Here is a 26,269-nt window from a genome sequence, read left to right on the forward strand (position 1 = left end):
TGCCTGTTTGACGATGATGTTTTGTTTATTGACATAAGTGAACATTTCATCCTAGCCTTGGCCTGCCCGCACGCAACAGGAGACCGGCCGATGTCGAATGACCCGCTGCTTCAGCCGTTTCAGTTGAAACACCTGACCCTTCGCAACCGCGTCATCATCACCTCGCACGAGCCTGCCTACCCCGAAGACGGGATGCCCAAGGATCGTTACCTTGCCTATACGGTCGAACGGGCGCGGGGCGGTGTCGCGCTGACCATGACGGCGGGATCGGCGGCGGTGTCGCGCGACAGCCCGCCGGTGTTCAACAACCTTCTGGCCTATAAGGATGAAATCGTGCCTTGGGTGCGGCGGATGACCGATGCCGTCCATGAACAAGGCGCGGCGATCATGATTCAGCTGACCCACCTTGGCCGCCGCACAAGGTGGGACAAGGGCGACTGGCTGCCGGTGCTGGCGCCGTCTCATCACCGCGAGGCGGCGCATCGCGCCTTTCCCAAAAAGATCGAGGATTGGGACATCGAACGGATCATCCGCGACTTTGCCGATGCTGCCGAGCGGATGAAGGCGGGCGGTATGGATGGGGTCGAGCTAGAGGCATACGGCCATCTGATCGACCAGTTCGTGTCGCCGCTGACCAATGATCTGGATGGTCCCTATGGCGGCGATCTGGATAACCGGATGCGGTTCTGCCTTGACGTGTTCCGCGCGATCCGGGGCCGCGTGGGCGCTGATTTCATCCTTGGCGTCCGCTATACCGCCGACGAACGCCTGCCCGGCGGCACCGCCCCCGATGAAGGGGTCGAGATTTCCCGCCGTCTGCGCGATTCCGGGCTGATCGACTATCTGAACGTGATCCGCGGCCATATCGACACCGATCCGGGGCTGACCGATGTGATCCCGATTCAGGGCATGGCCAGCGCGCCGCATCTGGATTTCGCGGGCGAGATTCGCGCCGCCACCGGCTTTCCCACCTTTCACGCCGCGCGCATCCCCGATCTGGCGACCGCGCGCCATGCGATTGCTTCGGGCAAGGTGGATATGGTTGGCATGACCCGCGCGCATATGACCGATCCGCATATCATCCGCAAACTGATCGCGCGGCGCGAGGATGACATCCGCCCCTGCGTCGGCGCCAATTACTGTCTTGACCGCATCTATCAGGGCGGCGCGGCCTTTTGCATCCACAACGCCGCCACCGGGCGCGAGGAAACCATGCCGCATCAGATCACCCGCGCGGGCAGCCGCCGCAAGGTGGTGATCGTCGGCGCAGGCCCGGCCGGGCTAGAGGCGGCGCGCGTCGCCGCCGAACGCGGCCATGACGTCACCGTGTTCGAGGCCGCAAGCCAGCCCGGCGGCCAGATCCGCCTGACCGCGCAAAGCGAACGGCGGCGCGAGATGATCTCGATCATCGGCTGGCGCATGGCACAATGCGACAAGCTGGGCGTCCGGTTCCGCTTTGACACATGGGCCGAGGCGGCGGATGTGCATGCCGAACGCCCCGATGTGGTCATCATCGCCACCGGCGGAATGCCGCATACCGATGTGTTAAGCTGCGGCAATGATCTGGTCGTCTCGTCATGGGACATCATCGCGGGCGACGTGAAGCCCGGCGCGGATGTGCTGCTGTTCGACGATGCGGGCGATCACGCCGCCCTGCAAGCCGCCGAGGTGCTGGCCCGTGCCGGTGCCAGGGTCGAGGTGATGACCCCCGACCGCAGCTTTGCGCCCGAGGTGATGGGCATGAACCTTGTCCCCTATATGCGGGCGCTGCAAAGCCTGAACGTGACCTTTACCGTCACCTACCGGCTGGAATCGGCGCGGCGCGAGGACAACCGGATCATCGCGCAAATCGGCAGCGATTACGGCGGCGTCAGCCAACAGCGCCATGTCGATCAGATCGTCGTCAACCACGGCACCATCCCCCTGGATGATCTGTATTTCGATCTGAAGCCGCTGTCATCGAACGGCGGCGAGGTGGCCTATGACGACCTGATCGCGGGTCGCCCGCAAACCGTGATCCGCAACCCGGACGGCGCGTTTCAGCTGTTTCGCATCGGCGATGCGGTGTCGGCCCGCAACACCCACGCCGCGATCTATGACGCGCTGCGGCTGGTCAAGGACATTTAGGCGCCGGTCCAGCCCTGTTCGACCACCGCCTCCATCGCGACAAAGCTGGAACTGGCGGCGACATGTGGCAGGGCCGAGATTTTTTCGGCCATCACCTGCCGGAACCCGGCCATATCGCGCGACCGGACTTTCAACAGATAATCGAACCCGCCCGCGATCATGTAGCACTCCTCGATCTCGGCGATCTTGCGCACCTGTTCGTTGAACTGCGCCAGCGCCTTTTCGCGGGTGTCGGTCAGCCGGATCTGCATAAAGGTCACATGCGTCAGCCCCAGTTTCAGCGGCGACAGCATGGCACGGTATCCGGTAATCAGCCCCATCTCTTCCAGCTGGCGGATGCGCAGGGCGACGGGGGTCTTTGACAGGCCGACCTTGCGGGCCAGTTCGCTGATGGGGATGCGGGCATTGGCGACCAGTTCGGCCAGTATCTTGCGGTTGGTGGGGTCAAGCTGGTCAATCATGGCTGATAATACCCGCAATAATGGTCGATTGACCTGCAATAATGATATGTTTTGGTCACATCGTCCAGTCGTGCCGCGCTATTCTGTCGCAAACGGGGAATCTGCCATGACCGATCTTGCCGCCTTTACCTGTGACGCCAAATTCCGCGACGAAACGTCACTGCTGGATGATCTGATCGCCCACGCCGCCCTATCCGCAGATCAGCGCGCCCGCATGTCGGCGCGGGGCGCCGATCTGGTCCGCCGCATCCGGGCCGAGGCCAAGCCATCGCTGATGGAGCATTTCCTGGCCGAATATGGTCTCTCCACGCGCGAAGGCGTCGCGCTGATGTGTCTGGCCGAGGCGATGCTGCGCGTCCCCGACGCCCACACCATCGGCGCGCTGATCGAAGACAAGATCGCCCCATCCGACTGGGGGCGGCATCTGGGCAGCGCCTCGTCTTCGCTGGTGAACGCCTCGACCTGGGCCTTGATGCTGACCGGCAAGGTGCTGGACGACGACCAGCCCGGCATCGCGGGCACGCTGCGCGGCGCCATCCGCCGTCTGGGCGAGCCGGTGATCCGCACCGCCGTTGGCCGGGCGATGCGCGAGATGGGGCGGCAATTCGTGCTGGGACAGACCATCGGCGACGCGCTGACCCGTGCCCGCGCGCGCGAGGCGCAGGGCTTTACCTACAGCTATGACATGCTGGGCGAGGCGGCGATGACCGCCGCTGACGCCGCCCGCTATGCCCATGATTACGCCGATGCGATCCGGGCGATTGCGCGCGCCTGCGACAAGGGTTCTGTGCAGGCCAACCCCGGCATTTCCATCAAGCTGTCGGCGCTGCACCCCCGGTATGAGGTGGCGCAGGAAGCCCGCGTCATGGCGGAACTGGTGCCGGTGGTGCTGGATCTGGCGCGGCAGGCCAAGGCGGCCGGTATGGGCCTGAACATCGACGCCGAGGAACAGGACCGGCTGGTTCTGTCGCTGCGGGTCATTCAGGCGGTGCTGTCCGATCCTTCGCTGGCTGGCTGGGACGGCTTCGGCGTGGTGGTGCAGGCCTATGGCAAGCGCGCGGGCGCGGTGATCGACTGGCTGCACGCGCTGGCGACCCGGCTTGACCGACGCATCATGGTGCGGCTGGTCAAGGGCGCCTATTGGGACACGGAAATCAAGCGCGCTCAGGTCGAGGGGCTGCCCGGCTTCAGCCTGTTCACCTCGAAAACCGCGACCGATGTCAGCTATATTTCGCTGGCCAAACGGCTGCTGTCCTATGCCGACCGCATCTATCCGCAATTCGCCACGCATAACGCCCATACCGTCGCCGCCGTGCTGGATATGGCGGGCGATACGCCGTTTGAATTCCAGCGCCTGCATGGCATGGGCGAACGCCTGCACGACATCGTGCTGACCGAGACCAAGGGCCGCTGCCGCATCTATGCGCCGGTGGGCGCGCATCGTGACCTGCTGGCCTATCTGGTGCGGCGCCTGCTGGAAAACGGGGCGAACAGCAGCTTTGTGCATCAGATCGTCGATGAATCGGTCAGTCCTGAAACCATCGCCGCCGACCCGTTCGAGGCGCTGGCAACCGCCCGCGCCCCTGCCGGGCTGCGCGCGCCGGATGCGATCTTTGGCGCGGGGCGGCGCAATTCCATCGGCTTTGATCTGACCGACGCCGACACGCTGGCCCGGATCGAGGCCGCGCGCGACGTGACCATTCCGGGCGCCGCCCCGATCACCGTGACGCCTGCGGACGGCGCGCCGCGCCCGGCGCTGAACCCCGCCACCGGCGCCGTGGTGGCGCAGGTGACGGATGCGAGCGCAGATCAGGCCACGCAGGCGATTGCCGACGCCCGCCCGTGGGACGCGCCTCCCGCCGACCGCGCTGACGCCCTGCGCCGCGCCGCCGATCTTTACGAGGAAAACTTCGGTCTCATCTTCGCAGCCCTCGCCGCCGAGGCGGGCAAGACCCTGCCCGACGCCGTGGGCGAGTTGCGCGAGGCGGTGGATTTCCTGCGCTATTATGCCGATCAGGGCGCGGGTGCCACCCACCGCCCGCGCGGGATCATCACCGCGATCAGCCCGTGGAACTTTCCTCTGGCGATCTTCACCGGCCAGATCGCGGCGGCGCTGATGGCGGGCAATGCCGTCTTGGCGAAACCGGCTGAACAGACCCCGCTGATCGCCGCCATCGCCGTGCGGCTGCTGCATCAGGCGGGGGTGCCGGTGACGGCGCTGCAACTGCTGCCCGGCGATGGCGCGACGGTGGGCGCGGCGCTGACCTCTGATCCGCGCATCAACGGCGTGGTGTTCACCGGCTCCACCGACACGGCGCAGATCATCGCGCGCAGCATGGCCGATCATATGACACCCGGCACGCCGCTGATCGCGGAAACCGGCGGGCTGAATGCGATGATCGTCGATTCCACCGCGCTGCCCGAACAGGCGGTGCGCGATGTGGTCGCCTCGGCCTTTCGGTCGGCCGGGCAACGCTGTTCGGCACTGCGCTGCCTTTATGTGCAGGCAGACATCGCCCCGCAGTTGATACAGATGATCCGGGGCGCGATGGATGATCTGCGCCTTGGCGATCCCAATGATCTGACCACCGATGTCGGCCCGGTCATCGACGCCGAGGCGCAGGCGGGCATCGCCGCCTATCTGGCGCAAGCGGCCGAGGTGCTGCACCAGATCGCCGCGCCCCCGACCGGGCATTTCATCGCCCCTACGATACTGCGCGTCAGTGGGATCGCTGATCTGGACCGCGAAATCTTTGGCCCTGTGCTGCATGTCGCGACCTTCCGCGCCGCCGACCTGCCGGGCGTGATCGCAGCGATCAACGCGCGCGGCTATGGCCTGACCTTTGGCCTGCACAGCCGCATCGACACCCGTGTGCAGCACATCGCCGAGGCGGTGCAGTGCGGCAATATCTATGTCAATCGCAACCAGATCGGCGCGGTGGTCGGCAGCCAGCCCTTTGGCGGCGAGGGGCTGTCGGGCACCGGGCCGAAGGCGGGCGGGCCGATGTATCTGCCGCAATTCAGCGCGCCCGTGCCCGCCCCCGCCGGAACGGGCGACGCATGGGCGGGGGATGCCGACCTGACCGCACTGGCCGACCGGCTGAGCACAGCCCAGCCCCCACGCCTGTCGGAAACCCTGATGCCCGGCCCGACCGGAGAGCTGAACCGGCTGGCCATCTATCCCCGCGCGCCGGTGCTGTGCCTTGGGCCGGGCGCGGATGTGGCGGCGGCGCAGGCACAGATGGTGCGCGATCTGGGCGGTCAGGCGGTCACGGCGGATGGTGCGGTGCCAGCCAGCGCGCTAAGCGATCTGCCCCGCCTGTCGGCGGCGATCTGGTGGGGCGATGACAGCTACGCCCGCGCCTGTGCGCAGGCTCTGGCCGCGCGCAAGGGGGCCATCGTGCAACTGCTGACTGCCGCCCCGGCCCCGGCGCAGGTGCTGCATGAACGGCATCTGTGCGTGGATACCACCGCAGCAGGCGGCAATGCGGCGCTGCTGGCGGGTTAGCCGTTTGATGCTGCGGTCCTTGAACATTGAAAAGGTGCCCATGGGCCACCTTCGACACGGCAGCGTCATGATCGAACCATAGGCTCACCACCGATCCAAGCGCCGCGTCTGGCGGGATCAGGCACCGCCCGACCAACCCCACCCGCCCCTGAACGAATGGCCGGGGTAAGCGGATGAACAAGGCAATCAGGAACACAACCGTCAAGCGCCTCTATTACGACAGCCATGATCCGCTGCGCCAACACCTCAGCGACGACATGACCGCCCATAACTTCACGCGCCGGCCCCAAGACCCTGAGTGGCCTCACCCCCTGCGAATACGCCTGCAAAATCTGGACATCCAGGCCAGACAGATCATCCGAAACCCGATCCGCCAGATGCCGGGGTTGAACAGCCGGGTCAGATCAGCCCGAAACAGCGCCCGGCGGCCATGTAATGAATCCGCCGCACCGCGACGGTATCGGCCATATGATGATCGAACTGCGCCGTGCGATAGTCATCGGCCAGACAGGGCACCCCCTTATCCGCATCGCGGTCACGCGTCTGTTCGACCACATCGAAATAGCGAACCCCCAGCCGCGCCGCCATATCGGCCAGCCGGTCGTTAAAGGCCAGATGCATCCGGTTCTGTTCGGTTTCAGTCAGGATCATCGGTGCAACCCGCTTTTCAGCATGAGCGCGGCGTATTGTCTGCCCGTCGCTGATGATCCGCGACACATAGCGGGCGGCAAAGCCGCGCGGGTGCAGCACGGTCAAATTCACGCCCTTCAGCGCCAGATCAACCCGCGCCGGATCGATCCCGGCAATGAAATCGGCATAAATCCCCGCCAGCCAGTCAACATAGCTATCAGGATCGGTCTGTTCCTGCTTGATCGCCAGCCGGTAATAATAGCCCAGCTCCAGATCGACCTGCCCAAAGGCAAGGATCAGACGCCCCCTTCCCCCTGCATCACATGTCTGCACCAGATCAGCCACCTGCCGCCTGACATTCAACCGGGATGCCTGCGGCCGGAACCCGGCAACCGAGGCCGCATTCACCGCCGTGCAATCAACCCGGAACGGCGGCGGATCAGGCAGATTCAGCCGCCCGTTGTAATACGGCATCTCGCCGAAAAAGGCGCTGTGGGAATCGCCGATGACATGGATAACGGGCTGCAAAGACAACATAAAGGCTCCGCTGCGGCAGTGCATCGGGGGTAAGCGCGCCCGCCCGCCGCGTCAACCGTGATCCGGGCGACAGGCGGGGCGGTGACACCACATCGCGCCCGAAACAGCGCCCCCATCACCCCACCCGCGCCAGCGCGCGGCGGGTGAAATCGACGATGGCGGCGGCGGGTCGTGCCCCTGCCTCACGCGCGACCTCGCGCCCATGGGCGAACAGGATCAGCGCCGGAATGCCACGGATGTTCCAGCGGACCGAGGCATCGGGGTGCCGTTCCGTGTCGATCTTGGCCAGCCGCACCTGCCCCTTCAGCGCGCGCGCAGCCTGTTCGAATTGCGGCGCCATCTGACGGCACGGCCCGCACCACGGCGCCCAGAAATCGACCAGCAGAGGCAAGTCATCGCCGCGCGCCGCCTTTTCCAGCGTGGCAAAATCGACCGCGACCGGGCGCGAGGGCAGCAAAGCCGCCCCGCAGACCCCGCATTTCGGCCCCTGATCCAGCCGATCATCAGGCACCCGGTTAGCCTGCCCGCAGTCCAGACAGATCAGCTTTTTCGGCATCTATTCCGCCGCCTCGGCGTAATCTTCCAGCGGCGGGCAGGTGCAGACCAGATTGCGGTCGCCATAGACGTTATCGACCCGGCCCACCGGCGGCCAATATTTGTCCACGCGGAACGCGCCCGCCGGAAAGCACCCCTGTTCACGGGAATATTCGCGGTCCCAATCGGCCACCAGATCCTCGACCGTGTGCGGGGCGTGGCGCAGCGGGCTGGCCTCGGGGGCGATGCGGCCTTCGGCCACCTCGGTGATCTCATCGCGGATCGCCAGCAGGGCGGTGATGAACCGATCAATCTCGGCCTTGGTCTCGCTTTCGGTCGGTTCCACCATCAAGGTGCCCGCCACCGGCCAGCTCATCGTCGGCGCGTGAAACCCGTTGTCGATCAAGCGTTTGGCGATGTCATCGACGGTCACGCCATGTTCGGCAAAGGGCCGGGTGTCCAGAATGCACTCATGCGCCACGCGGCCACGATTGCCCATGAACAGGATCGGATAAGCCCCGGCCAGCCGGCTGGCGATATAGTTGGCGTTCAGGATCGCCACCCGCGTCGCCTGCGTCAGCCCGGCCCCGCCCATCATCAGGATGTAGGCCCATGAAATCAGCAGGATAGAGGCCGATCCGAACTGCGCCGCAGAAACCGCCCCGCCGTCCTCATCGCGCGGATCGCCGGGCAGATGCGGCGCCAGATGCGCCTTGACGCCAATCGGCCCCATGCCCGGCCCGCCGCCGCCATGCGGAATGGCAAAGGTCTTGTGCAGGTTCAGGTGGCTGACATCGCCGCCAATCTCGCCCGGCTTTACGAGGCCCACCAGCGCGTTCATGTTCGCCCCGTCGATATAGACCTGCCCGCCATGCTCATGCGTGATGCGGCAGACATCGCGGACGGTATCCTCGAACACGCCATGGGTGGACGGATAGGTGATCATCACCGCCGCCAGCCTGTCGCCCGCCTTGGCGGCCTTGTCGGTGAAATCTTCCAGATCAATATCGCCATTCGGGGCGGATTTCACCACGACAACCTTCATCCCGCACATCTGCGCGCTGGCCGGGTTGGTGCCATGCGCGCTGACCGGGATCAGGCAGATGTCGCGCTGATCATCGCCATTCGCCTTGTGATAGGCCTGAATGGTCAAAAGCCCCGCATATTCCCCCTGCGCGCCGCTGTTCGGCTGCATGGAAAAGGCGTCATAGCCGGTAATCTCGCACAGTTTCACCGTCAGATCGGCAATCGCCTCGGCATAGCCCGCCGCCTGTTCTTTGGGCGCAAAGGGGTGCAGCGCGCCAAATTCCGGCCAGGTGATCGGCATCATTTCGGCGGCCGCATTCAGCTTCATCGTGCAAGAGCCCAGCGGGATCATCGCCCGGTCCAGCGCCAGATCGCGGTCGCTGAGCCGCCGCATATAGCGCATCATTTCCGATTCCGCCCGGTTCATGTGGAACACCGGATGGGTCAGGTAATCGCTTTCGCGCAGCAAATCGGCGGGGATGGCGGGCGCGTCGGCCACCTCAACCGCATCGGTGATCCCGAACACATCCAGCAGCCGCGTAATCACGCCCGCATCGGTCGTTTCATCCACGCTGATGCCCACGCGATCAGGACCGACCCGCCGCAGGTTCAGCCCGCGCTGTTCCGCCGCCGCCAGAATCCCCTGCTGGCCGACGCCAACCCGCACGGTGATCGTGTCAAAGAACGCCTCGGGCTCGACCTCGGCCCCGGCAGCACGCAAAGCATTCGCCACCGTCACCGCATTCAGATGCACCCGCTGCGCAATCGCGCGAAGCCCCACCGGCCCATGAAACACCGCATAGAAGGACGCCATCACCGCCAGCAATGCCTGCGCCGTGCAGACGTTGCTGGTCGCCTTTTCGCGCCGGATATGCTGTTCCCGCGTTTGCAGCGACAGCCGGTAAGCCTTGCGCCCCGCGGCATCAATCGAGACACCGACGATCCGCCCCGGCATGGTCCGCTTCAGATCATCGCGGCAGGCCATGAACGCGGCATGAGGCCCGCCATAGCCCATCGGCACCCCGAACCGTTGCGAGGACCCGACAGCAATATCCGCCCCCATCGCCCCCGGCTCTTTCAGAATGCACAAGGCCAGCAGATCGGTCGCCACAACCGCCAACGCACCAGCCCCATGCAGCGCCTCGATATCGCCGGTCAGATCGCGCACATGCCCATAAGTGCCGGGATACTGGAAAATCGCCCCAAACACCGCGCCGGGGTCCAGATCGCCCGGCGCACCCACGATCACCTCGACCCCCAAAGGCAAGGCCCGCGTTTTCAGAACCGCAATCGTCTGCGGATGCAAATTCTCATCGGCAAAAAAGTCGCGCGCCTTGGATTTAGACGACCGCAGCGCCATCGCCATCGCCTCGGCCGCCGCCGTCGCCTCATCCAGCAAAGACGCATTCGCCACCGGCAGCCCGGTCAGATCCGCCACCATGGTCTGATAATTGAGCAGCGCCTCAAGCCGCCCCTGCGCGATCTCGGGCTGATAGGGCGTATAGGCCGTGTACCACGCCGGATTTTCCAGAATATTGCGCTGAATCGCGGGCGGCGTCACCGTGCCGTAATACCCCTGCCCGATCAGGCTGACCATCACCCGGTTCTTGCCCGCCACCTCGCGCATCCGCGCCAGCAGAGCCGATTCCGACAGCGCCGGCCAGTCCAAGGCCCGCTCCTGCCGGATCGCCGCCGGCACCGTCTGCTCGATCAAGGCATCCAGGGACTCCGCCCCCACAACTTTCAGCATCTCGGCCATCTCGGCAGGCGAAGGCCCGATATGACGGCGGTTGGCAAAATCATCGGGGTTATAGTCCGTGCGGGTCCAGCGGGTCATGCATCACCTCTTGAAAACCCGGTCGCCACCGCAACCGGAATGGGCATCTTCTGTCCAGAAATATCTCGGGGGTCCGGGGGCTGGCCCCCGGTCCCGCCAGTGCCATCTCAGCCGATCATCGCCTGATAAGCGGCCTCATCCATGAACCCGTCCAGATCGGTGCCATCCGCAGGCTTGATGCGAAAAAACCACGCCGCCATCGGGTCGGCGTTCACATCACCAGGGCTGTCGGCCAAAGGCGCGTTCACCGCCGTGATGACACCGGCCACCGGGGCCACGATGTCAGATGCCGCCTTGACCGATTCGATCACCACGATTTCCTCGCCCGCCGCGACCTCGCGACCCTCTTCGGGCAACTCAATGAACACCACATCGCCCAACTGTTCGCTGGCGTGGCGGGTGATGCCGACGATCAGTTCGTCACCTTGGGCGCGCAGCCATTCGTGGTCTTGGGTATATTTCAGCATAGGGTCGCTCCTCAGCGTTTATAGGTCGTCTTGATGAAGGGCATCGGACTGACCAGCACCGGAATGCGCTTGCCGCGCAATTCGGCCCACAGCCGCGTGCCGTCAGGCAGTTCGGGGTCAAGGATGGCTACGGCGACCGGCCCCCCCACCGACGGCCCGAACCCGCCCGAGCGGACATGCCCAAGACTGCGGCCACCGGATTCAGCGTCGAACAGCTCGACCCCCTCGCGGATCGGGGCGCGGCCTTCGGGGCGCAGACCACGGCGGGCGCGCGACGGGCCTTCGGCCAGCTCCATCAGCACGCCGCCCGCACCGGGGAACCCCCCCTCGCGCGCGCCGCCGCGACGGCGCAGCTTGGGGATCGACCAGCCCAGCGACGCCTCGGCCGGGCTGACGGTTTCGTCCATGTCATGGCCATAGAGCGGCAAGCCCGCCTCCAATCGCAGGCTGTCACGAGCACCCAGCCCGGCGGGGGCCACCTCGGGCTGATCCAGCAGCGTCTCGGCCAGCGCGCTGATATGGCTGTCGGGCACAGACATCTCGAACCCGTCCTCGCCGGTATAGCCCGACCGCGACACCCACAGATCGGCCCCCTGCCAGTTCAGCACGCGCATATCCATGAACCTCATCGCCGCCACATCGGGCAGCAGCCGGGCCAGCGCCTGTTCAGCATCGGGTCCTTGCAGCGCGATCAACCCGCGATCCGTCACCGGCCTGACCTCGACCCCCTCAAGGCTTTGCAGATGGGCCAGATCCTCGGCGGCGCGAGCGGCATTGACCACCAGATAGAAATGATCGCCGCAATTGGCGATCATCAGATCGTCCAGAATCCCGCCTTCCTCATCGGTGAACAGCCCGTATCGCTGCCGCCCCTCGGCCAGCCCCAGCAGATCGGCCGGGATCAGCGATTCCAGCGCCAGCGCCGCCGCATCCATCCCGCCTTGGCCGGGGATGACCAACACCTGCCCCATATGCCCCACATCAAACAGCGAGGCGTGGGCGCGCGTGTGCAGATGTTCGCCCAGCACGCCGGTTGTATATTGCACCGGCATATCCCAGCCGGCAAAGGGCACCATGCGCGCGCCCTCGGCCATGTGAAAATCATAAAGCCCCGTCCGCCGCAGTTCATCGGCCATGTCGTCCCCCTGTCACAGCCGCAGATGCGGCATCGTTACCCGCCGGTCAGGCGACCGGCCGCGTCGATGCCCCCTCTGTCCCTGCCCCGTCAGGGGCGCCTGAGATCGTTATCCCTTCGGCGGGCGCGAACGCCACTCTCCAGAGTTTCAAGGAACGCGGTCTTTTTGCCTGAGAGTTTACCGGGGCGGTTGCTCCTTCGGCACAGGCCCGTCACTGGGCCAGCTTCTCCCGTCGTTCCGACCAAAGTGGTAACGGGCGGTCGCGCGGCTGGCAACAGTTTTGTGAGACTCTGATGGCGCAACCATGGCGCGTACCACTCGATTTTATGGCACGGATCGGCTAGGGCGGGTCATGGCTTTACGCTGCGCCTTGTTCCTGACCACTGTTCTGCTGGGTGCCGCGATCGCCGCCGCGCCCACAGTGGCGATTGCCCAGCAGGATGCGCCGGGACGGGTGGCGCTGACCCTGGCCTTTCACGGCAGGGCGCAGGAACCGGGCCAAAGCGCCGCCGACGCGCTGGCCGTCAGCCGGGCGGCAATGGCGGCGGGGTTCGATGTGCGGCGGATGGAATATCCCACCGCCCTGCCCGATGCGCCCGCCCTTGCGCCGCAGGTGGCGCTGGTGTTTCTGTCCGGCGACGCCGAGGACGGCGCGGTCGGCGGCTGGCCGCTGGACCGCATCGCCGCGCGCTGGCAAGGGGCCGGGTCGCTGATCCTGGTGGCCGAAAGCTGCCCGGCCACGCCCGGCACGGCCTCCGTTGCCAGCCTGCCTGAACCGCCGCCGCGCGCCCTGCTGGCCGCCCCCGCCGATTGCACCGCCACGCCGCGCCTGACCGATGCGCTGGCCACCGCGCTGACCACACCGGGGGCCGAGATTGCCGCCGCACTGCATCAGGCGGGCTTTGCGCTGCGGCAAGGGGCCGGCTGGCCCGGCCTGACCGCAACCCCGGCGCAGCCCGCCACCGCTGGCGCGGGTGCCGCCGACAGCCTGATCCTTGCCGCGCCGCTGCAACCTGTTGCGGCCCCGTCCTCACCCGCCCCGTCCTTGCCCGTCGCATCCTTGCCCGCACCGGCCCCGGTCGTGCTGTCAGCGGCGGCCTTGGCGCAGGATCGCATGGCCCGCCCGACAGCGCCGGGCCTGCCCGAACCCTCGGTCATCGTCGGCGATCCCGCGCCCGACATGCCCGACACCGCCAGCGCCGTCACCGTGGTCGAGGGGCAGGCCATCCCCACCGGCTTTGACGAACGCGAACGGCTGCGCCTGACCGATGCCAGCTTGTTCGCCAGCCTGCTGCAAGCGGGGGCCTTTGACCCGGCCCCGGCGGAACAGGTCAGTGCCATTCAGGCCGAACTGGCGCGGATGGGCTGTTATACCGGCACGGTCGATGGCCAGTGGGGGGCGGGGTCGCGCGCGGCAGCGCAGCGTTATTTTGCGCAGGCCGGGACCGCCGCGCCGACGCTGGCCCCCGAAACCGCGCTGTTTCGCGCGCTGGCCGCCCGCCCCGATCTGCGCTGCCCGGCCCCCACGCCGCAGCCTGTGGCGCAGCCCGCCCCGCGCGTCACCCCGGCCCCCGCCGCGCCGCGCCCGACCGCGCCCGCCGCAGCCACCAGCGCGCCGCGCCAGCCTGTCGCCCGGCAACCCGCGCCGCCGCCACCCGCCGCGACCCCGGCCCCGCGCCGGATCGACCCGAACGCCATCGGCTCGGGGGTTTTCCGCTGAGCCAGGGAAAGCGAACCACCTTTCCAGCTTGAGTGATTGCTTTTTGTTGTCCGCACCTTAGGATCACCGCGCGAAGACCCCCGAACAGGAGCATCCCATGAGCCGCCGCGACGAACTGATCGCCAAATACGCCTCTGACATGGAAACGAAACTGGGCATCAAACCCGATATGGACCTGCTGACCAAAGTCACCATCGGTTGCGGCCCCTCGATCTATCGCCCCGACAGCGAAACCGTCGCGGCGGGCGACCCCGATGAAATGGCCCGCGTGCGCCAGAATTATCTGGTGAAAAAGCTGGGTCTGACCGACGGGCCGGAACTGGACGCCGGACTGGATGCGGTAATGGAAAAATACGGTCGGTCAAACCGCAGCAAATACCGGGCCGTGGTCTATTACCTGCTGGCCGAGCATTTCGGAAAACAGTCGGTTTACGGCTGACACCTGTGCGGATCGTGATGTGTCCCGGTCGCCTGTGGCGTGGGGAACCCGCGATCCGCTATTGCGGGCACGGCAGCACGCCCTATCGGCTGACAGCAGCAGTCCCGCGTGACTGCCATGTTTATCAAGGGGCGTCTTACATCGCCACCTTTGAAACAATGGAATGGCGTGGCGATACCCTGCATATCGACCATTTCGCAGTTGATGCCGCGATGAAAGGACAGGGCAAAGGCGAAGCCGTGCTGCGCGGCTTTGCCCGGCTGGTGGCCGAACAGGCCCCCGACATCACCCGGATCACCTTTGATCTGTATCGCCATACCGAAGACCGTGATGTTGAAAAGCTGGCACAGGCGCGACGGAACCTGCTGGATCGAATCGGCGCCACCGAATTGAACCAACGCAAGACAGCCACCGGCAATATCTGCGTCAGCGCCGTCTGGGACAAACAGCACTGGACCCGATGACAACGGCACTGGCAAGGCCCCCGCCCGCCGCCACAGCCGCAAAGAATCGCGACAGGCTCAGACGATCATCGCCTTGATCGCCGCCACATGGCGGGTGCTGGCACTCAGGCAATCCGCCGCCAGTTCGCGCGCGAGGTTCAGCGGATCATCGCTGATGCGGTCGATCAGCCCCCATGACAGCGCCTCGGGGGATTCGACGCGCGCCCCGGCCATCAGGATCATCCGCGTCCGCGACGGCCCGATCAGCCGCATCATCCGGCCGGGATCGCTGGGCTGCGGCAGAAACCCCAGCCGCATCACCGGGTAAAAGAACCTGGCCCCCGGCACCGCCACGCGCAGATCGCAGGCCAGCACCATACCAAAGGCCCCGCCCGCCAACGTGCCGTTCAGCGCCGCAATCGTCAGGCAGGGCATGGCCGCGACCTGCCCCGACAGCGCCTCCCATTCGGGGGCGATGGCCAGCCCGGCGCGGGCCTCGTCGATGTCGGCCCCGGCGGAAAACACCTTGCCTGCCCCGGTCAAGATCACCGCCCGCACCGGATCGGGCCGGTCGGCGATGCGCACCAGATGCCCGGTCAGATCCCGCAGCATAGCGCGGGTCAGCGAATTGGCCTTGTCCTGCCGGTCGATGGTCAAAATCGCCAGACCCTCGGTTTCGGTGCAGTGGATCACGGATTTGCTCCTTTTCCTTGGGCGGTCATTATGCCATCACTCTTGCGAAATTTGCCGAATGTCCCGGAAAGGTATCAGGTATGATCCGTCTTCTTTCAACCTCGGCCGCCGCGCTGATGATCGCCGCCGCCCCCGTTTTCGCCGAAGTCACCCCGGCCCAGGTCTGGGAGGCATTGGTCCAGAACTATCGCGAAAGTGGCCTGACCCTGACCGAAGGCAGCCGCGATCAGGCCGGTGACACGCTGACCATCAGCAACGTGACCATTGATGCCGACACCATGATGCCCGCCCCGGTCGATGGTGCCGAAGCCGCAGTGACATTCGCGCTGCAAATCCCGCGCGTGGTTCTGACCACCACCGGCGACGGCAATGTGCGCACCGTATTCGAAGGCGACTGGACCGGCGCGATCAATGCCCCCGACCCCGAGGGGGAACCGGGCACCCCAATGACCCTGACCATCGCCATGCCGGGGAACGAGATGGTCACCTCGGGCAGCCCCGAGGCGATGAACCACACCCTGAACTATCCCGAAATGAACGGCACCATCACCCTGCGCGACCCGAACGGGACCGAGGTGCCGGTGAATTTCACCGTGACCGATACCAAGGGCACCTATAACACCACAGGCACGGCAGGCACCGGCACGCAGACCGATTACGACCTGACCAGCGCCGGGGCCACCATCAGCATCGACAGCGCCATCCCCGGCGAAGACGGGCAGCCCGGTGGCCATGTCAAAGCCGATCTGGCGCTGAAGGAAATGACCGGCACCGGCACGATGAACATGCCCGCAGGCGATCACGACATGAGCGCGAACGGCATGAACGCGGCACTGCGCGCCGGGGCCGAACTGACCGCCGATATGACCTTTGCCGGTTATGACGGCACTGCCGATTTCTCGGGTCAGGACGAAGACGGCAACGATCAGTCGGGCAATATCAGCTTTACCGCGGGCAAGGGCGGGCTGGCCGTCTCGATGAACAATCAGGCCATCAGCTATTCCGGCAATGCCGAATCCGCCTCGGTGGATATGACGGTGAACACCATGCCCTTCCCGATGTCCTATGCCGTCGGGCCGCAAAGCTTTGACGTGAAACTGCCGGTGATGGCATCGGATCAGGCACAGCCCTTCAGCGTGAAATACGCGCTGGAAGATCTGACCCTGGGCGATGCCATCTGGGGCCTGTTCGATCCGACCGCGCAACTGCCGCGTGATCCGGCCAGCCTGACGGTGGATGTCTCGGGCGATCTGCTGGTCACGCGCGACCTGATGGACCCGGAATTCGAACAGCGCATGATCGCGGCCACCACGCCGCAGGGCGACGCCACCGAACTGAGCGCCGAACAACTGGCCGAACTGGAAGCCCTGCAAGACGAGGCCGTGCCGTTCCAGCCGGTGAAACTGGCGCTGAACCAGATCGCGCTGCGCGCCATCGGCGCCACGGCGGATGTCAAAGGCGAACTGACCGCCGCCCCGGACGGCGATTTCAGTCAGCCGGTCGGCACGATCGACGGCAGCTTTACCGGCGTGAACACGCTGCTCGACCGGCTGGCCAGCCTTGGCCTGATCCCGCAGGAACAGGTCGCGGGCGCGCGCATGATGCTGATGATCTTTGCCAAACCCGTCGCCGGTCAGGAAGACGCGCTGGAAACCCATATCGAAATGCGCGAGGACGGTTCGGTCTTTGCCAATGGGCAGCAGATGCGCTAACACCACCGCAAGCGCCGCCTGGCGACGGGCGGCACACGGGCCGGGCGCTGCGTCCCGGCCCTTTGCATATCACGCGGGCCAAGGGCGGAACGAATGACGGATCAGGCAGAACTGGATCGGCTGACGGGCGCTTTGCTGACGGCGGCGCGGCGGGCGGGTGCCGAACAGGCCGACGCCATGGCGGTGCGTGGGCAGTCGGTGTCGGTCGATGTGCGCGGCGGTGCGCTGGAACATGCCGAACGGGCCGAGGGCACGGAAATCGGGCTGCGGGTGCTGATCGGCGGGCGTCAGGCCAGCGTGTCGGCCTCGGACCTGTCGGACGGCACGATCCGGCAGATGGCCGAACGCGCCGTCGCCATGGCGCAAGAGGCCCCGGTGGATGATTACGCCGGGCTGGCCGACCCTGACCAACTGGCCACCGCCCGCGACGCCCGCGCGCTGGAACTGGCCGACACCGCCCCCGACCCCAGCCCCGATGCGCTGGCCGAACTGGCGCTGCGGGCCGAAGCGTCAGCCCTGGCCCATGCGGGTATCACTCAGGTGGAATCGGCCAATGCCAGTTTTTCGCGCCGTGATTTCTGGCTGGCGGCGACCAATGGCTTTTCCGGTGGCTACAGCCGCAGCTCGCACGGTATTTCGGCGGTGGCGATCACCGGCGAAGGTCTGGGGATGGAGCGTGATTACGCCGGCGAGGCACGGGTCTGGGCCGCCGATCTGCCTGCTCCGGAATGGATCGGCGATCTGGCCGCCAGCCGCACGCTGGCCCGTGCCGGATCGCGCAAACCGCCGACCGGGGCCTTTCCGATCCTCTATGATCGCCGCGTGGCGGGTGGGCTGATCGCGCATCTGCTGTCGGCGATCAACGGCACCGCCATTTCGCGCGGGGCAAGCTGGCTGCTGCGCGCCAAGGATGAACCCGTGCTGCCCGCCGGGCTGGATCTGACCGAAGATCCGCATCTGCCGCGCTATCCCGCCTCGCGTCTGTTCGATGCCGAGGGGCTGCCGACCGCGCGCCGGGCCATCGTGGCCGACGGGGTGCTGCGCGGCTGGCTGCTGGATCTGGCCAGCGGGCGCAAGCTGGGCCTGCCCAGCACCGCATCAGCGGCGCGGGGGATGACCTCGCCACCGTCGCCCTCGCCGGGGAATATGGCGCTGACACAGGGCAGCGACAGTCCCGACGATCTGATCGCGCAGATGGGGCGCGGGCTGATTGTCACCTCGATGCTGGGGGCGTCGGTGAATGCGACCACCGGCGATTATTCGCGCGGCGCGGCGGGATTCTGGGTGGAAAACGGTCGCATCGCCTATCCGGTGAACGAATGCACCATCGCGGGCAATCTGCGCGACATGCTGATGACGATCCGCCCCGCCAACGATGCCGAGGACTGGCGCAGCCTGCGCGTGCCCAGCCTGCTGGTTCAGGGCATGACGGTGGCCGGTGCCTGATACCTGCTGCAAAGATACCGTCGATCTGGCGCTGCTGAAACAGGCCGCGCTGGATGCGGGCCGGATTGCCAGCCGCTTTTGGGGACAAAGCCCGCAGGTCTGGGACAAGGGCGGCGATGCCGGCCCGGTGACCGAGGCCGATCTGGCCGTCAACGATCACCTGTCATCGCTGCTGCGCGCCGCACGCCCCGGCTATGGCTGGCTGTCCGAGGAAAGCGAGCAAGACCCGGCGCGGCTGAACGCGCGGCAGGTGTTCATCATCGACCCGATCGACGGCACCCGCGCCTTTATCGACGGGCAAAAGGATTTTGCCCATTCGCTGGCCATCGCCACCGACGGGCGGATCACCGCCGCCGTGGTGCATCTGCCGCTGCGCGGGCTGACCTATACCGCCACCACCAATGGCCCCGCCCTGCTGAACGGCCAGCCGATCACGCCGCGCGACCACGGGATCGAGGGCGCGCGCATCCTGACCTCGCGCCCCAGCATGGACCCGCAGCACTGGCGCGGCGGGCGCGTGCCGGGCTTTCGACGCGAGTTCCGTTCGTCTCTGGCATGGCGGCTGTGTCTGGCGGCCGAGGGGCGGTTCGATGCCGCCCTGTCGTTGCGCCCGGCCTGGGAATGGGACATCGCCGCTGGCGCGCTGATCGCACAGCGGGCCGGTTGCGCGGTGACGGACCAGCGCGGCGCGGACATGCGCTTTAACAGCGCCGGGGCGATGGTGGATGGCCTGGTGATCGCGGCGCCGCGCCTGCACGGGCAGATCATCGCGGCGCTGGTCTAAGGCGGCGTATCGGGGCGGGCGACACGATCCGTCTGTTCGCGCGCGCCGGAACCGTTATCATGCACAGCGCCAAGATCAGCAACAAGGACAGCCAGATGAGCAAGACGATCCTGATCCTGAACGGTCCCAACCTGAACCGTCTGGGCAAGCGCCAGCCCGAAATCTATGGTGCCACCACCCTGCCCGAGGTCGAGGACATGTGCCGCGACGCCGCCTCGGTTCTGGGGCTGTCCGCCGAATGTTTCCAGACCAACCACGAAGGCCAGATGATCGACCGCATCCACGCCGCCTGTGACGGGGGCGCGGACGGGATCATCATCAATCCCGGCGCATGGACGCATACATCTGTCGCGGTGCTGGACGCGCTGAACAGCTTTGACGGGCCGGTGATCGAGGTTCACATCAGCAATATTCACAAGCGCGAACCGTTCCGCCATCATTCCTATGTCAGCGGCCGCGCCGATGCGGTGATCGCGGGATGCGGGGTGCAGGGCTATCAGTTCGCGGTGGCGCGGCTGGCGGCGCTGTTGGGACCACGCTAAGCCCCGCGCGCCCCAGGGGCGGGGGCACATCCCCATTCGACAGGAAAAGGTCCAGCGGACCTTTTCTGATCCACCTTGTCCCGCGGAATATTCAAGGACCAAAGATGCCACCCAAGATGCGGGGGCGTCTGGTCAGTGTGGTGTGGAAATCGGGGGGATTGCTGCCATAACCGCGTAACCCTGCCCTGACTATGGCAAGTTTCGCCGAAATGATCTATGTCGCGCGCAACGTCAAAAGGTGTGTCATGAAGATTTGTGTAGCAGGTTTGGGTTATGTCGGGCTGTCGATGGCTGTGCTGCTGGCGCAGCGCCATCAGGTCAGCGCGCTGGAAATCGACGCGGATCGTGCCGCGCAGGTGAACGCGGGCATCTCGCCCATCGAGGATGCCGACATCAGCGCCTTTCTGGCGGAACGCGATCTGAACCTGACCGCGACCACCGATCCCGTGCAGGCCATGGCGGGTGCCGATTTCATCGTCATCGCCACGCCGACAAATTACGACAGCAAGACCAATCGTTTCGACACCTCAAGCGTCGAGGCGGTGATTGCCTTGGCCCGGCAGCACGCGCCCAAGGCGATGGCGGTGGTGAAATCGACCATCCCCGTGGGCTTTGTTTCCCGCGTGCGCGCGGAATTCGGCACCGACCGCATCATCTTTTCGCCCGAGTTCCTGCGCGAAGGTCAGGCGCTGCACGACAACCTGCACCCTTCGCGCATCGTGGTCGGCGATCATGGGCCCGAGGCGCATCGCTTTGCCGAACTGCTGGTCGAGGGGGCCGAGAAAAAGGACATGCCGGTGCTGTTCACCGGCGCAGTCGAGGCCGAGGCGATCAAGCTGTTTTCCAACACCTTTCTGGCCATGCGCGTGGCCTTTTTCAACGAATTGGACAGTTTCGCGGTGGCCCGCGGGCTGGACACGCGCGAAATCATCACCGGCGTCAGCCTGGACCCGCGCGTGGGCACGCATTACAATAACCCTTCGTTCGGCTATGGCGGCTATTGTCTGCCCAAGGACACCAAGCAATTGTTGGCCAATTACGCCGATGTGCCGCAGAACCTGATTGCGGCGGTGGTCGATTCCAACCGCACCCGCAAGGATTTCATCGCCGAACAGATCATCGCCCGCCAGCCGCGCGTGGTCGGCGTGCACCGGCTGGTGATGAAGGCCGGGTCCGATAATTTCCGCGACAGTTCGATTCAGGGCATCATGAAGCGGATCAAGGCGCGCGGCATCGAATGCATCGTCTATGAACCCGTGCTGGAGGACGCGCATTTCTTTCATTCCCGCGTCGAACGCGACCTGGAGGCCTTCAAGCGCGATTGCGACATTATCATCGCCAACCGCCTGTCCCCGGAACTGGAGGATGTGGCCGACAAGCTGTTCACCCGCGACCTGTTCGGGGTCAGCTGAACCGGGCCGAAATCGCGGCACTGGAAACAGCCGCGCCGGATGTTTACAAGGCCACCGATCAGACGTGGCCGCCCGGCCCCGTAATACCCGCCGCCGACAAGGAGCAAACCGTGACCCAAAGCCCCGATGGCACAGGTGCCGCGCCGGACATCAGCTTTGTTGTGCCCGTGTTCAACGCCGCGCAGCATCTGGACAAGCTGACCGGCCAGATCCTGTCGCTGCGTGATCGCGGCCTGACGGTCGAGGCGATCTTTGTCGATGACGGATCGACCGATGGCAGCACCGCGCTTTTGACCAGTCTGGCGCAGCGGCATGATGAGGTGACGGCGCTGGTCAGCCCCGGCAACCGGGGCGCCGGTCTGGCCCGCAATCAGGGCTGGGATGATGTGCGCGGCCGCTATACCATCTTTTTCGATGCCGATGACGACCTGATGCCCGAGGTGATCGCCCCCGCGCTGGCCCGCATGGACGCTCTGCCCGAGGTGGATACCGCCATGTTTGCCTATCGTTATGAGCGCGAGGAAACCGCCACCTTCACCGCCATGGCCCATGACGACGAAGCCATCCTGCGCGAAGCCCTGAAAGGCGCGGACGAGGCCGTTATCACGCTGGAACAGGCGCCGCGCCTGCTGCGGTTCACCAATTATCCGTGGAACAAGATCATTCGCACCGCCCGTTTCCGGGAAACCGGCATCCGGTTCGGCTGCACCAAAGTGCATAATGATGTGCTGGGCCATTGGTATTCGCTGATGTTCGCGCGTCAGATCATGGTGGTGAACCGGGTGATCTGCACCCATATCGTGCATCCCTCGGGCGGGAACCTGACCAACCGCTTTGACCGCCAGCGGCTTCAGGTCTTTACCGCGATGAACGAACTGCTGGACCTGCTGGAACAGCACCCGCATCTGCGCCGGCGTTATTCGCATCATTTCTGGGGGCTGGCGCACCGGCTGGTCGTCTGGGCCCGCCCGCGAATGACCGGCGATCTGCGGCTGGAACTGGAAGACGGATTCGCCGATCTGATCGCCCGCATCAGTCTGGACGATCTGGCGCGGATGCGCACGAAACACGCGCCGGGCCTTGCCCGCGCATTGGTCAACCAGATGATTGCCTGAGGGAAAACGGAAACCGCCATGCCCAAAGTCTCGGTCATCGTTACCGCCTATAATATCGAAAAATACATCCGCGACAGTCTGGACAGTGTGATCGGCCAGACGCTGGATGACATCGAAATCATCGTCGTGGATGACGGGTCCAGCGATGCGACACCCGACATCATCCGCGAATATGCCGCCCGCGACAGCCGCATCCGCCCGATCCTGTTCGACCGCAACACCATCGGCGGCGTCGCCTCGGCCGCCAATGCGGGGATGGACGTGGCGACGGGCGATTATATCGGTTTTGCCGATGGCGATGATCTGTATGATCCGACCATGTTCGAAAAGCTGTGGCAGGCGGCGGAATCGACCGGCAGCGATCTGGCGATGTGCCGCTATACCCTGCTGGACGAATCCGACGGCAGCGAACATGAACCGGCGGAAACCGACCGCTGGCAGCCCTTTCCCCGGCGGACCGCGCTTGATCTGACCGACGCCACGCGCAAACAGATGCTGCGCTTTATTTCCGTGCCATGGCGCAAGATCTATCGCCGCGATCTGGTCGAGCGGATCAACCTGCGCTTTCCGGTCGGCGATTTCTTTTTCGAGGATAACCCGTTTCACTGGGCGGCCACCATCGGCGGCGAACGGATCGTGCTGCTGCCCGAACGGCTGTGCAAGCACCGCGTCGCCCGTGCGGGCCAGACCATGGCCACGGCGGATGAACGCTTGCTGCGGATTTTTTATCACCATGACATCATCCGCGACTGGCTGCGCCAGAACGATGCCCATGACGGCTATAAGGACGAATTGCTGCGCTGGATGGCGGCGCAACTGTCCTGGGTCAGTCAGCGCACCGAAGGCGAGGTGCAAAAACTGCTGTTCGACCGGCTGGTGCCGATTGTCGCGCAATATAATGACGAAGACATCACCGCCTTTGGCCATGCAAGCGGGCGCGGGCGGACCGTGCAGATGCTGGAACAGCTCAAGCACAAGGATTTCGCCGGGTTTTCAAAGGCCGCAGGCTGGACCGGCACCCGGCACCCGGCCAGATTGCCGGGCGCGGCACCGGGGGGCACGCTGCTGTCGCGCGGCTGGTATCACCTGCGTGCCTCGGGGCCGCGGCAGACCGCGGTGATGACCAGCCGTTATCTGTCAGAACGCTTTGGCCTTGGCCGGAACATGCCCGACAACGGTTCCCCTGACAGTTCCGATACGATTGACAACACCGACCTGATGGCCGCCATGGTCATCCTGCAAAAAGAACTGCGCCTGCTGCGCGCCGAAGTCGCCGAACTGCGGCGGCAATCCGCCCGCGATGACCGCGACCCATCCTGATCCATTCCTGTGACGCGCAGCGGCGCGCCTGAAACATAATGACCGACCAAGATCCGAAACAACCCGTCCTTTGGCTGGGTGCCCATAAAACCGGAACGACATTCCTGCAACGCGCGCTGGAACAGTCGGACACTGTTCTGCAAGCTGCCGGCTATCACTATATGCCGCTGACGGCGTTCCGTGACAGATACACCCGGCCCTTGCTGTATGATGGGGAACATGGCACGCCCGATGCCCCGCCCGTGCCGGGGCTGAGCCTGATCTTTGACGAAAACATCCCCGGTCTGGTTCAGGACGCGCTCAGCAGGGACGGTCTTTATCCGCAGGCCGCCGAACGCAGCCACAAGATGGCGGAATATCTCAGCCTGCATAACCCCGACATCTGGTTCGGGGTCAGGGATTATGTGTCGTTTCTGCCCTCGTTGTTCTGCGAGACGCTGAAATCCACGCCCTATAAACCGTTCGGGCGGTTCTATGACCCGAAACGTCACCCGCTGAACTGGAACGTTCTGATCGACCGATTACGTCTGGCCTTTCCGCAATCGCGCATCCGCATCTATCAGAACGAAGCCCTGCGTGGCCGCGAAGCGGCGCTGTTGTCAGCCGTGACCGGCATTGCCGCCGCAGCCTTCACCATTCCGCGCGGAACCGAGCGCCCCGGATTCTCGCACAAGGCGGTGCGGTCGCTGTATGATCTCAGCAAGACCCGCACGGTCGAACGGTGCGATGTGTTTGCCGCCGTGCGGCAATACCCCAAGGGGCCAGAATGGCCTGCCTTTGATCCGCTGAACGATCAGCGCAAGCAGGAATTGTCGGCGGCCTATCAGGCGCATTTGCAACGGCTGCGTGATCGTGATGATGTCGATTTTATCGACCTCGGTGCCGCCTGACGGGACAGGGCCGGGCCATCCGGCCTATGCCACCGGCGGCAGGCGCGACGAATAATCCTCGATCCCGTTCCAGCGGTGGCCAAAGTGCAGCACGCGCGCATCGGCACCGACCGGCCCGGCGATCTGCATCCCCATCGGCAGACGGCCCGCAGGCCCGCCAAAGCCCACCGGCACCGACAGCGTGGGCAGACCCGCCAGCGAGGCGGGCACCACGACCTCCATCCAGCGGTGATAGCTGTCCATCGCCCGGTCGCCGATCTGCTGCGGCCAGCGCCAGCCGGCCGGAAACGGCCAGGCCTGCGCGGCGGGCAGCGCGATCAGGTCAACCTGCTGAAACAGCCGGGCCAGACACTGATACCATTGCGTGCGGATCAGGCTGGCCTGATGCAGCGCGTCCAGCGTCAGGTGGCGGCCCTGTTCGATTTCCCACTGCATTTCGGGCTTCAGTTGCGCCCATGACGCCGGATCATCGGCCAGCGCACGCCTGCCGGTGGCGTTCAGAAAGGCGCGCAGCCCGGTCCAGCTTTGCCACAGTTTGTCGGCGGGAAAGGGCGGCGGCAGCGGGATGATTTCGGCCCCCAGATCATCCTGCATCCGGGTCAGGGCAGCCTCGCACAGCGGCAGGATGCCGGATTCGGTCGCATAGGCGCCGCCCCAGTCCCCCAGCCAGCCGATCCGCAACCGCCCCGGCGCGGGCGCATCCAGCGCGGCCTGAAAATCCGCGCCGGGGCGGTCAAAGGGCACCGCAGGGTCTGGCCCGGCGATCACGCTCAGCAACAGCGCCAGATCGCGCACCGTCCGCCCCATCGGCCCATTGGTGGCCAGCGTCGCCATAAAGCGGTCGCCCGGCCCGTCAGACGGCACCAGCCCCCAACTGGGCCGGAACCCATAAACCGCATTCCACGCCGCCGGGTTGCGCAGACTGCCCATCATGTCGCTGCCATCGGCAATGGGCAGCATCCGCGCCGACAGCGCCACCGCCGCCCCGCCCGACGAACCGCCCGCGCTGCGCGTCTGATCCCACGGGTTCAGGGTGGTGCCGTAAACCTCGTTGAAACTGTGCGAGCCGAGGCCGAATTCCGGGGTGTTGGTCTTGCCGATGATGATCGCCCCCGCAGCCCTGATCCGCGCCACCATCAGATCGTCGCGGGTCGGGATATGGTCGCGATAGATCGGGCTGCCCCATGTCGTCACCAACCCGCGCGTGGCGGCCAGATCCTTGATCGCAATCGGCAGACCGTGCAGCGCGCCAAGCGGGGTGCCTGACGCGCGGGCGGCATCGGCGGCACGCGCCTGAGCCATGATCTGATCGCGTGGACACAGCGCGACAATGGCGTTCAGCACCGGGTTCAGCGCCGCGATCCGGTCAAGACAGGCGGCGGCCAGATCCTGCGCCCCGAACCGGCCTGCGGCCATCGCAGCCATGGCATCGGTCGCGGGCAGCAGCGCGGGGTCAGTCATCACAGGCCCGCCTGTGGCCGCGCGCGCCC

At 65.6% G+C, this 26,269-nt stretch carries 21 protein-coding genes and 1 riboswitch; of the genes, 13 read left to right on the top strand and 8 right to left on the bottom strand.

The window, feature by feature from the left end:
* Nucleotides 1–90: 90 nt before the first annotated feature.
* Entirely contained in the window at nt 91–2,127 is a 2,037-nt protein-coding gene (locus Q4G22_RS08470) for an NADH:flavin oxidoreductase (protein WP_303385469.1), read from the top strand.
* On the opposite strand, the gene Q4G22_RS08475 is transcribed toward Q4G22_RS08470, so the two are convergent.
* Nucleotides 2,124–2,588, bottom strand: coding sequence for an Lrp/AsnC family transcriptional regulator (locus Q4G22_RS08475; RefSeq protein ID WP_303385470.1), 465 nt, complete (start codon nt 2,586–2,588; stop codon nt 2,124–2,126). The genes Q4G22_RS08470 and Q4G22_RS08475 overlap by 4 nt on opposite strands.
* Nucleotides 2,589–2,694: 106 nt before the next feature.
* Between Q4G22_RS08475 and putA the strand changes: the two genes are divergently transcribed.
* Nucleotides 2,695–6,096 carry a bifunctional proline dehydrogenase/L-glutamate gamma-semialdehyde dehydrogenase PutA gene (gene putA / locus Q4G22_RS08480; RefSeq protein ID WP_303385471.1) on the top strand — a complete coding sequence of 1,134 codons (3,402 nt, stop codon included), beginning with the start codon at nt 2,695–2,697 and terminating at the stop codon, nt 6,094–6,096.
* Nucleotides 6,097–6,495: 399 nt separating this feature from the next.
* On the opposite strand, the gene Q4G22_RS08485 is transcribed toward putA, so the two are convergent.
* From Q4G22_RS08485 to gcvT, 5 genes are all read right to left on the bottom strand, one after another.
* Nucleotides 6,496–7,263 carry a hypothetical protein gene (locus tag Q4G22_RS08485; protein ID WP_303385472.1) on the bottom strand — a complete coding sequence of 256 codons (768 nt, stop codon included), beginning with the start codon at nt 7,261–7,263 and terminating at the stop codon, nt 6,496–6,498.
* A gap of 115 nt (nt 7,264–7,378) precedes the next feature.
* A complete protein-coding gene (gene trxC / locus Q4G22_RS08490; RefSeq protein WP_303385473.1) occupies nt 7,379–7,819 on the bottom strand; it encodes a thioredoxin TrxC in 441 nt (146 codons plus the stop codon).
* A complete protein-coding gene (gene gcvP, locus Q4G22_RS08495) occupies nt 7,820–10,660 on the bottom strand; it encodes an aminomethyl-transferring glycine dehydrogenase (protein WP_303385474.1) in 2,841 nt (946 codons plus the stop codon).
* A gap of 107 nt (nt 10,661–10,767) precedes the next feature.
* On the bottom strand, nt 10,768–11,124 hold the full coding sequence (gene gcvH / locus Q4G22_RS08500) for a glycine cleavage system protein GcvH (protein ID WP_303385547.1): 357 nt from the start codon (nt 11,122–11,124) through the stop codon (nt 10,768–10,770).
* 14 nt (nt 11,125–11,138) lie between these two features.
* The gene (gene gcvT / locus Q4G22_RS08505; protein ID WP_303385475.1) at nt 11,139–12,263 is read right to left on the bottom strand and encodes a glycine cleavage system aminomethyltransferase GcvT; all 1,125 of its coding nucleotides are present in this window, start codon (nt 12,261–12,263) and stop codon (nt 11,139–11,141) included.
* 147 nt (nt 12,264–12,410) lie between these two features.
* Nucleotides 12,411–12,506, bottom strand: a riboswitch (glycine riboswitch).
* A 61-nt stretch (nt 12,507–12,567) separates the two neighbouring features.
* Here gcvT and Q4G22_RS08510 point away from each other — a divergent pair.
* The 3 genes from Q4G22_RS08510 to Q4G22_RS08520 all read left to right on the top strand — a co-directional run bounded on the left by Q4G22_RS08510 (nt 12,568) and on the right by Q4G22_RS08520 (nt 14,886).
* Nucleotides 12,568–13,983 carry a hypothetical protein gene (locus tag Q4G22_RS08510; RefSeq protein WP_303385476.1) on the top strand — a complete coding sequence of 472 codons (1,416 nt, stop codon included), beginning with the start codon at nt 12,568–12,570 and terminating at the stop codon, nt 13,981–13,983.
* 97 nt (nt 13,984–14,080) lie between these two features.
* On the top strand, nt 14,081–14,422 hold the full coding sequence (locus Q4G22_RS08515; protein ID WP_303385477.1) for a DUF2853 family protein: 342 nt from the start codon (nt 14,081–14,083) through the stop codon (nt 14,420–14,422).
* 17 nt (nt 14,423–14,439) lie between these two features.
* Nucleotides 14,440–14,886 carry a hypothetical protein gene (locus Q4G22_RS08520; RefSeq protein ID WP_303385478.1) on the top strand — a complete coding sequence of 149 codons (447 nt, stop codon included), beginning with the start codon at nt 14,440–14,442 and terminating at the stop codon, nt 14,884–14,886.
* Nucleotides 14,887–14,943: 57 nt separating this feature from the next.
* On the opposite strand, the gene Q4G22_RS08525 is transcribed toward Q4G22_RS08520, so the two are convergent.
* Nucleotides 14,944–15,558 carry an enoyl-CoA hydratase/isomerase family protein gene (locus tag Q4G22_RS08525; protein ID WP_303385479.1) on the bottom strand — a complete coding sequence of 205 codons (615 nt, stop codon included), beginning with the start codon at nt 15,556–15,558 and terminating at the stop codon, nt 14,944–14,946.
* 80 nt (nt 15,559–15,638) lie between these two features.
* Here Q4G22_RS08525 and Q4G22_RS08530 point away from each other — a divergent pair, with 80 nt between their 5' ends.
* The 8 genes from Q4G22_RS08530 to Q4G22_RS08565 all read left to right on the top strand — a co-directional run bounded on the left by Q4G22_RS08530 (nt 15,639) and on the right by Q4G22_RS08565 (nt 24,779).
* On the top strand, nt 15,639–17,270 hold the full coding sequence (locus Q4G22_RS08530; RefSeq protein ID WP_303385480.1) for a DUF2125 domain-containing protein: 1,632 nt from the start codon (nt 15,639–15,641) through the stop codon (nt 17,268–17,270).
* Between the two features lie 93 nt (nt 17,271–17,363).
* Nucleotides 17,364–18,716, top strand: a complete 1,353-nt coding sequence (locus Q4G22_RS08535; RefSeq protein WP_303385481.1) for a TldD/PmbA family protein — start codon at nt 17,364–17,366, stop codon at nt 18,714–18,716.
* Nucleotides 18,709–19,500, top strand: a complete 792-nt coding sequence (locus Q4G22_RS08540) for a 3'(2'),5'-bisphosphate nucleotidase CysQ (protein ID WP_303385482.1) — start codon at nt 18,709–18,711, stop codon at nt 19,498–19,500. Before Q4G22_RS08535 ends, Q4G22_RS08540 begins: the two co-directional genes overlap by 8 nt.
* Nucleotides 19,501–19,595: 95 nt before the next feature.
* The gene (gene aroQ / locus Q4G22_RS08545) at nt 19,596–20,042 is read left to right on the top strand and encodes a type II 3-dehydroquinate dehydratase (RefSeq protein WP_303385483.1); all 447 of its coding nucleotides are present in this window, start codon (nt 19,596–19,598) and stop codon (nt 20,040–20,042) included.
* A 245-nt stretch (nt 20,043–20,287) separates the two neighbouring features.
* A complete protein-coding gene (locus Q4G22_RS08550; RefSeq protein ID WP_303385484.1) occupies nt 20,288–21,454 on the top strand; it encodes a nucleotide sugar dehydrogenase in 1,167 nt (388 codons plus the stop codon).
* 110 nt (nt 21,455–21,564) lie between these two features.
* A complete protein-coding gene (locus tag Q4G22_RS08555; RefSeq protein WP_303385485.1) occupies nt 21,565–22,569 on the top strand; it encodes a glycosyltransferase family 2 protein in 1,005 nt (334 codons plus the stop codon).
* An 18-nt stretch (nt 22,570–22,587) separates the two neighbouring features.
* Nucleotides 22,588–23,889: a glycosyltransferase family 2 protein gene (locus Q4G22_RS08560; RefSeq protein ID WP_303385486.1), complete on the top strand. Its 1,302-nt coding sequence runs from the start codon at nt 22,588–22,590 to the stop codon at nt 23,887–23,889.
* A 38-nt stretch (nt 23,890–23,927) separates the two neighbouring features.
* Complete coding sequence (locus Q4G22_RS08565) at nt 23,928–24,779, top strand: hypothetical protein (RefSeq protein ID WP_303385487.1); 852 nt, start codon at nt 23,928–23,930, stop codon at nt 24,777–24,779.
* A gap of 24 nt (nt 24,780–24,803) precedes the next feature.
* Here Q4G22_RS08565 and Q4G22_RS08570 read toward each other — a convergent pair whose 3' ends face one another.
* Complete coding sequence (locus Q4G22_RS08570; protein WP_303385488.1) at nt 24,804–26,240, bottom strand: amidase; 1,437 nt, start codon at nt 26,238–26,240, stop codon at nt 24,804–24,806.
* Nucleotides 26,241–26,269 lie beyond the last annotated feature (29 nt).

The sequence above is a fragment of the Paracoccus sp. (in: a-proteobacteria) genome (genome assembly GCF_030538655.1).
Taxonomy (GTDB): Bacteria; Pseudomonadota; Alphaproteobacteria; order Rhodobacterales; family Rhodobacteraceae; genus Paracoccus.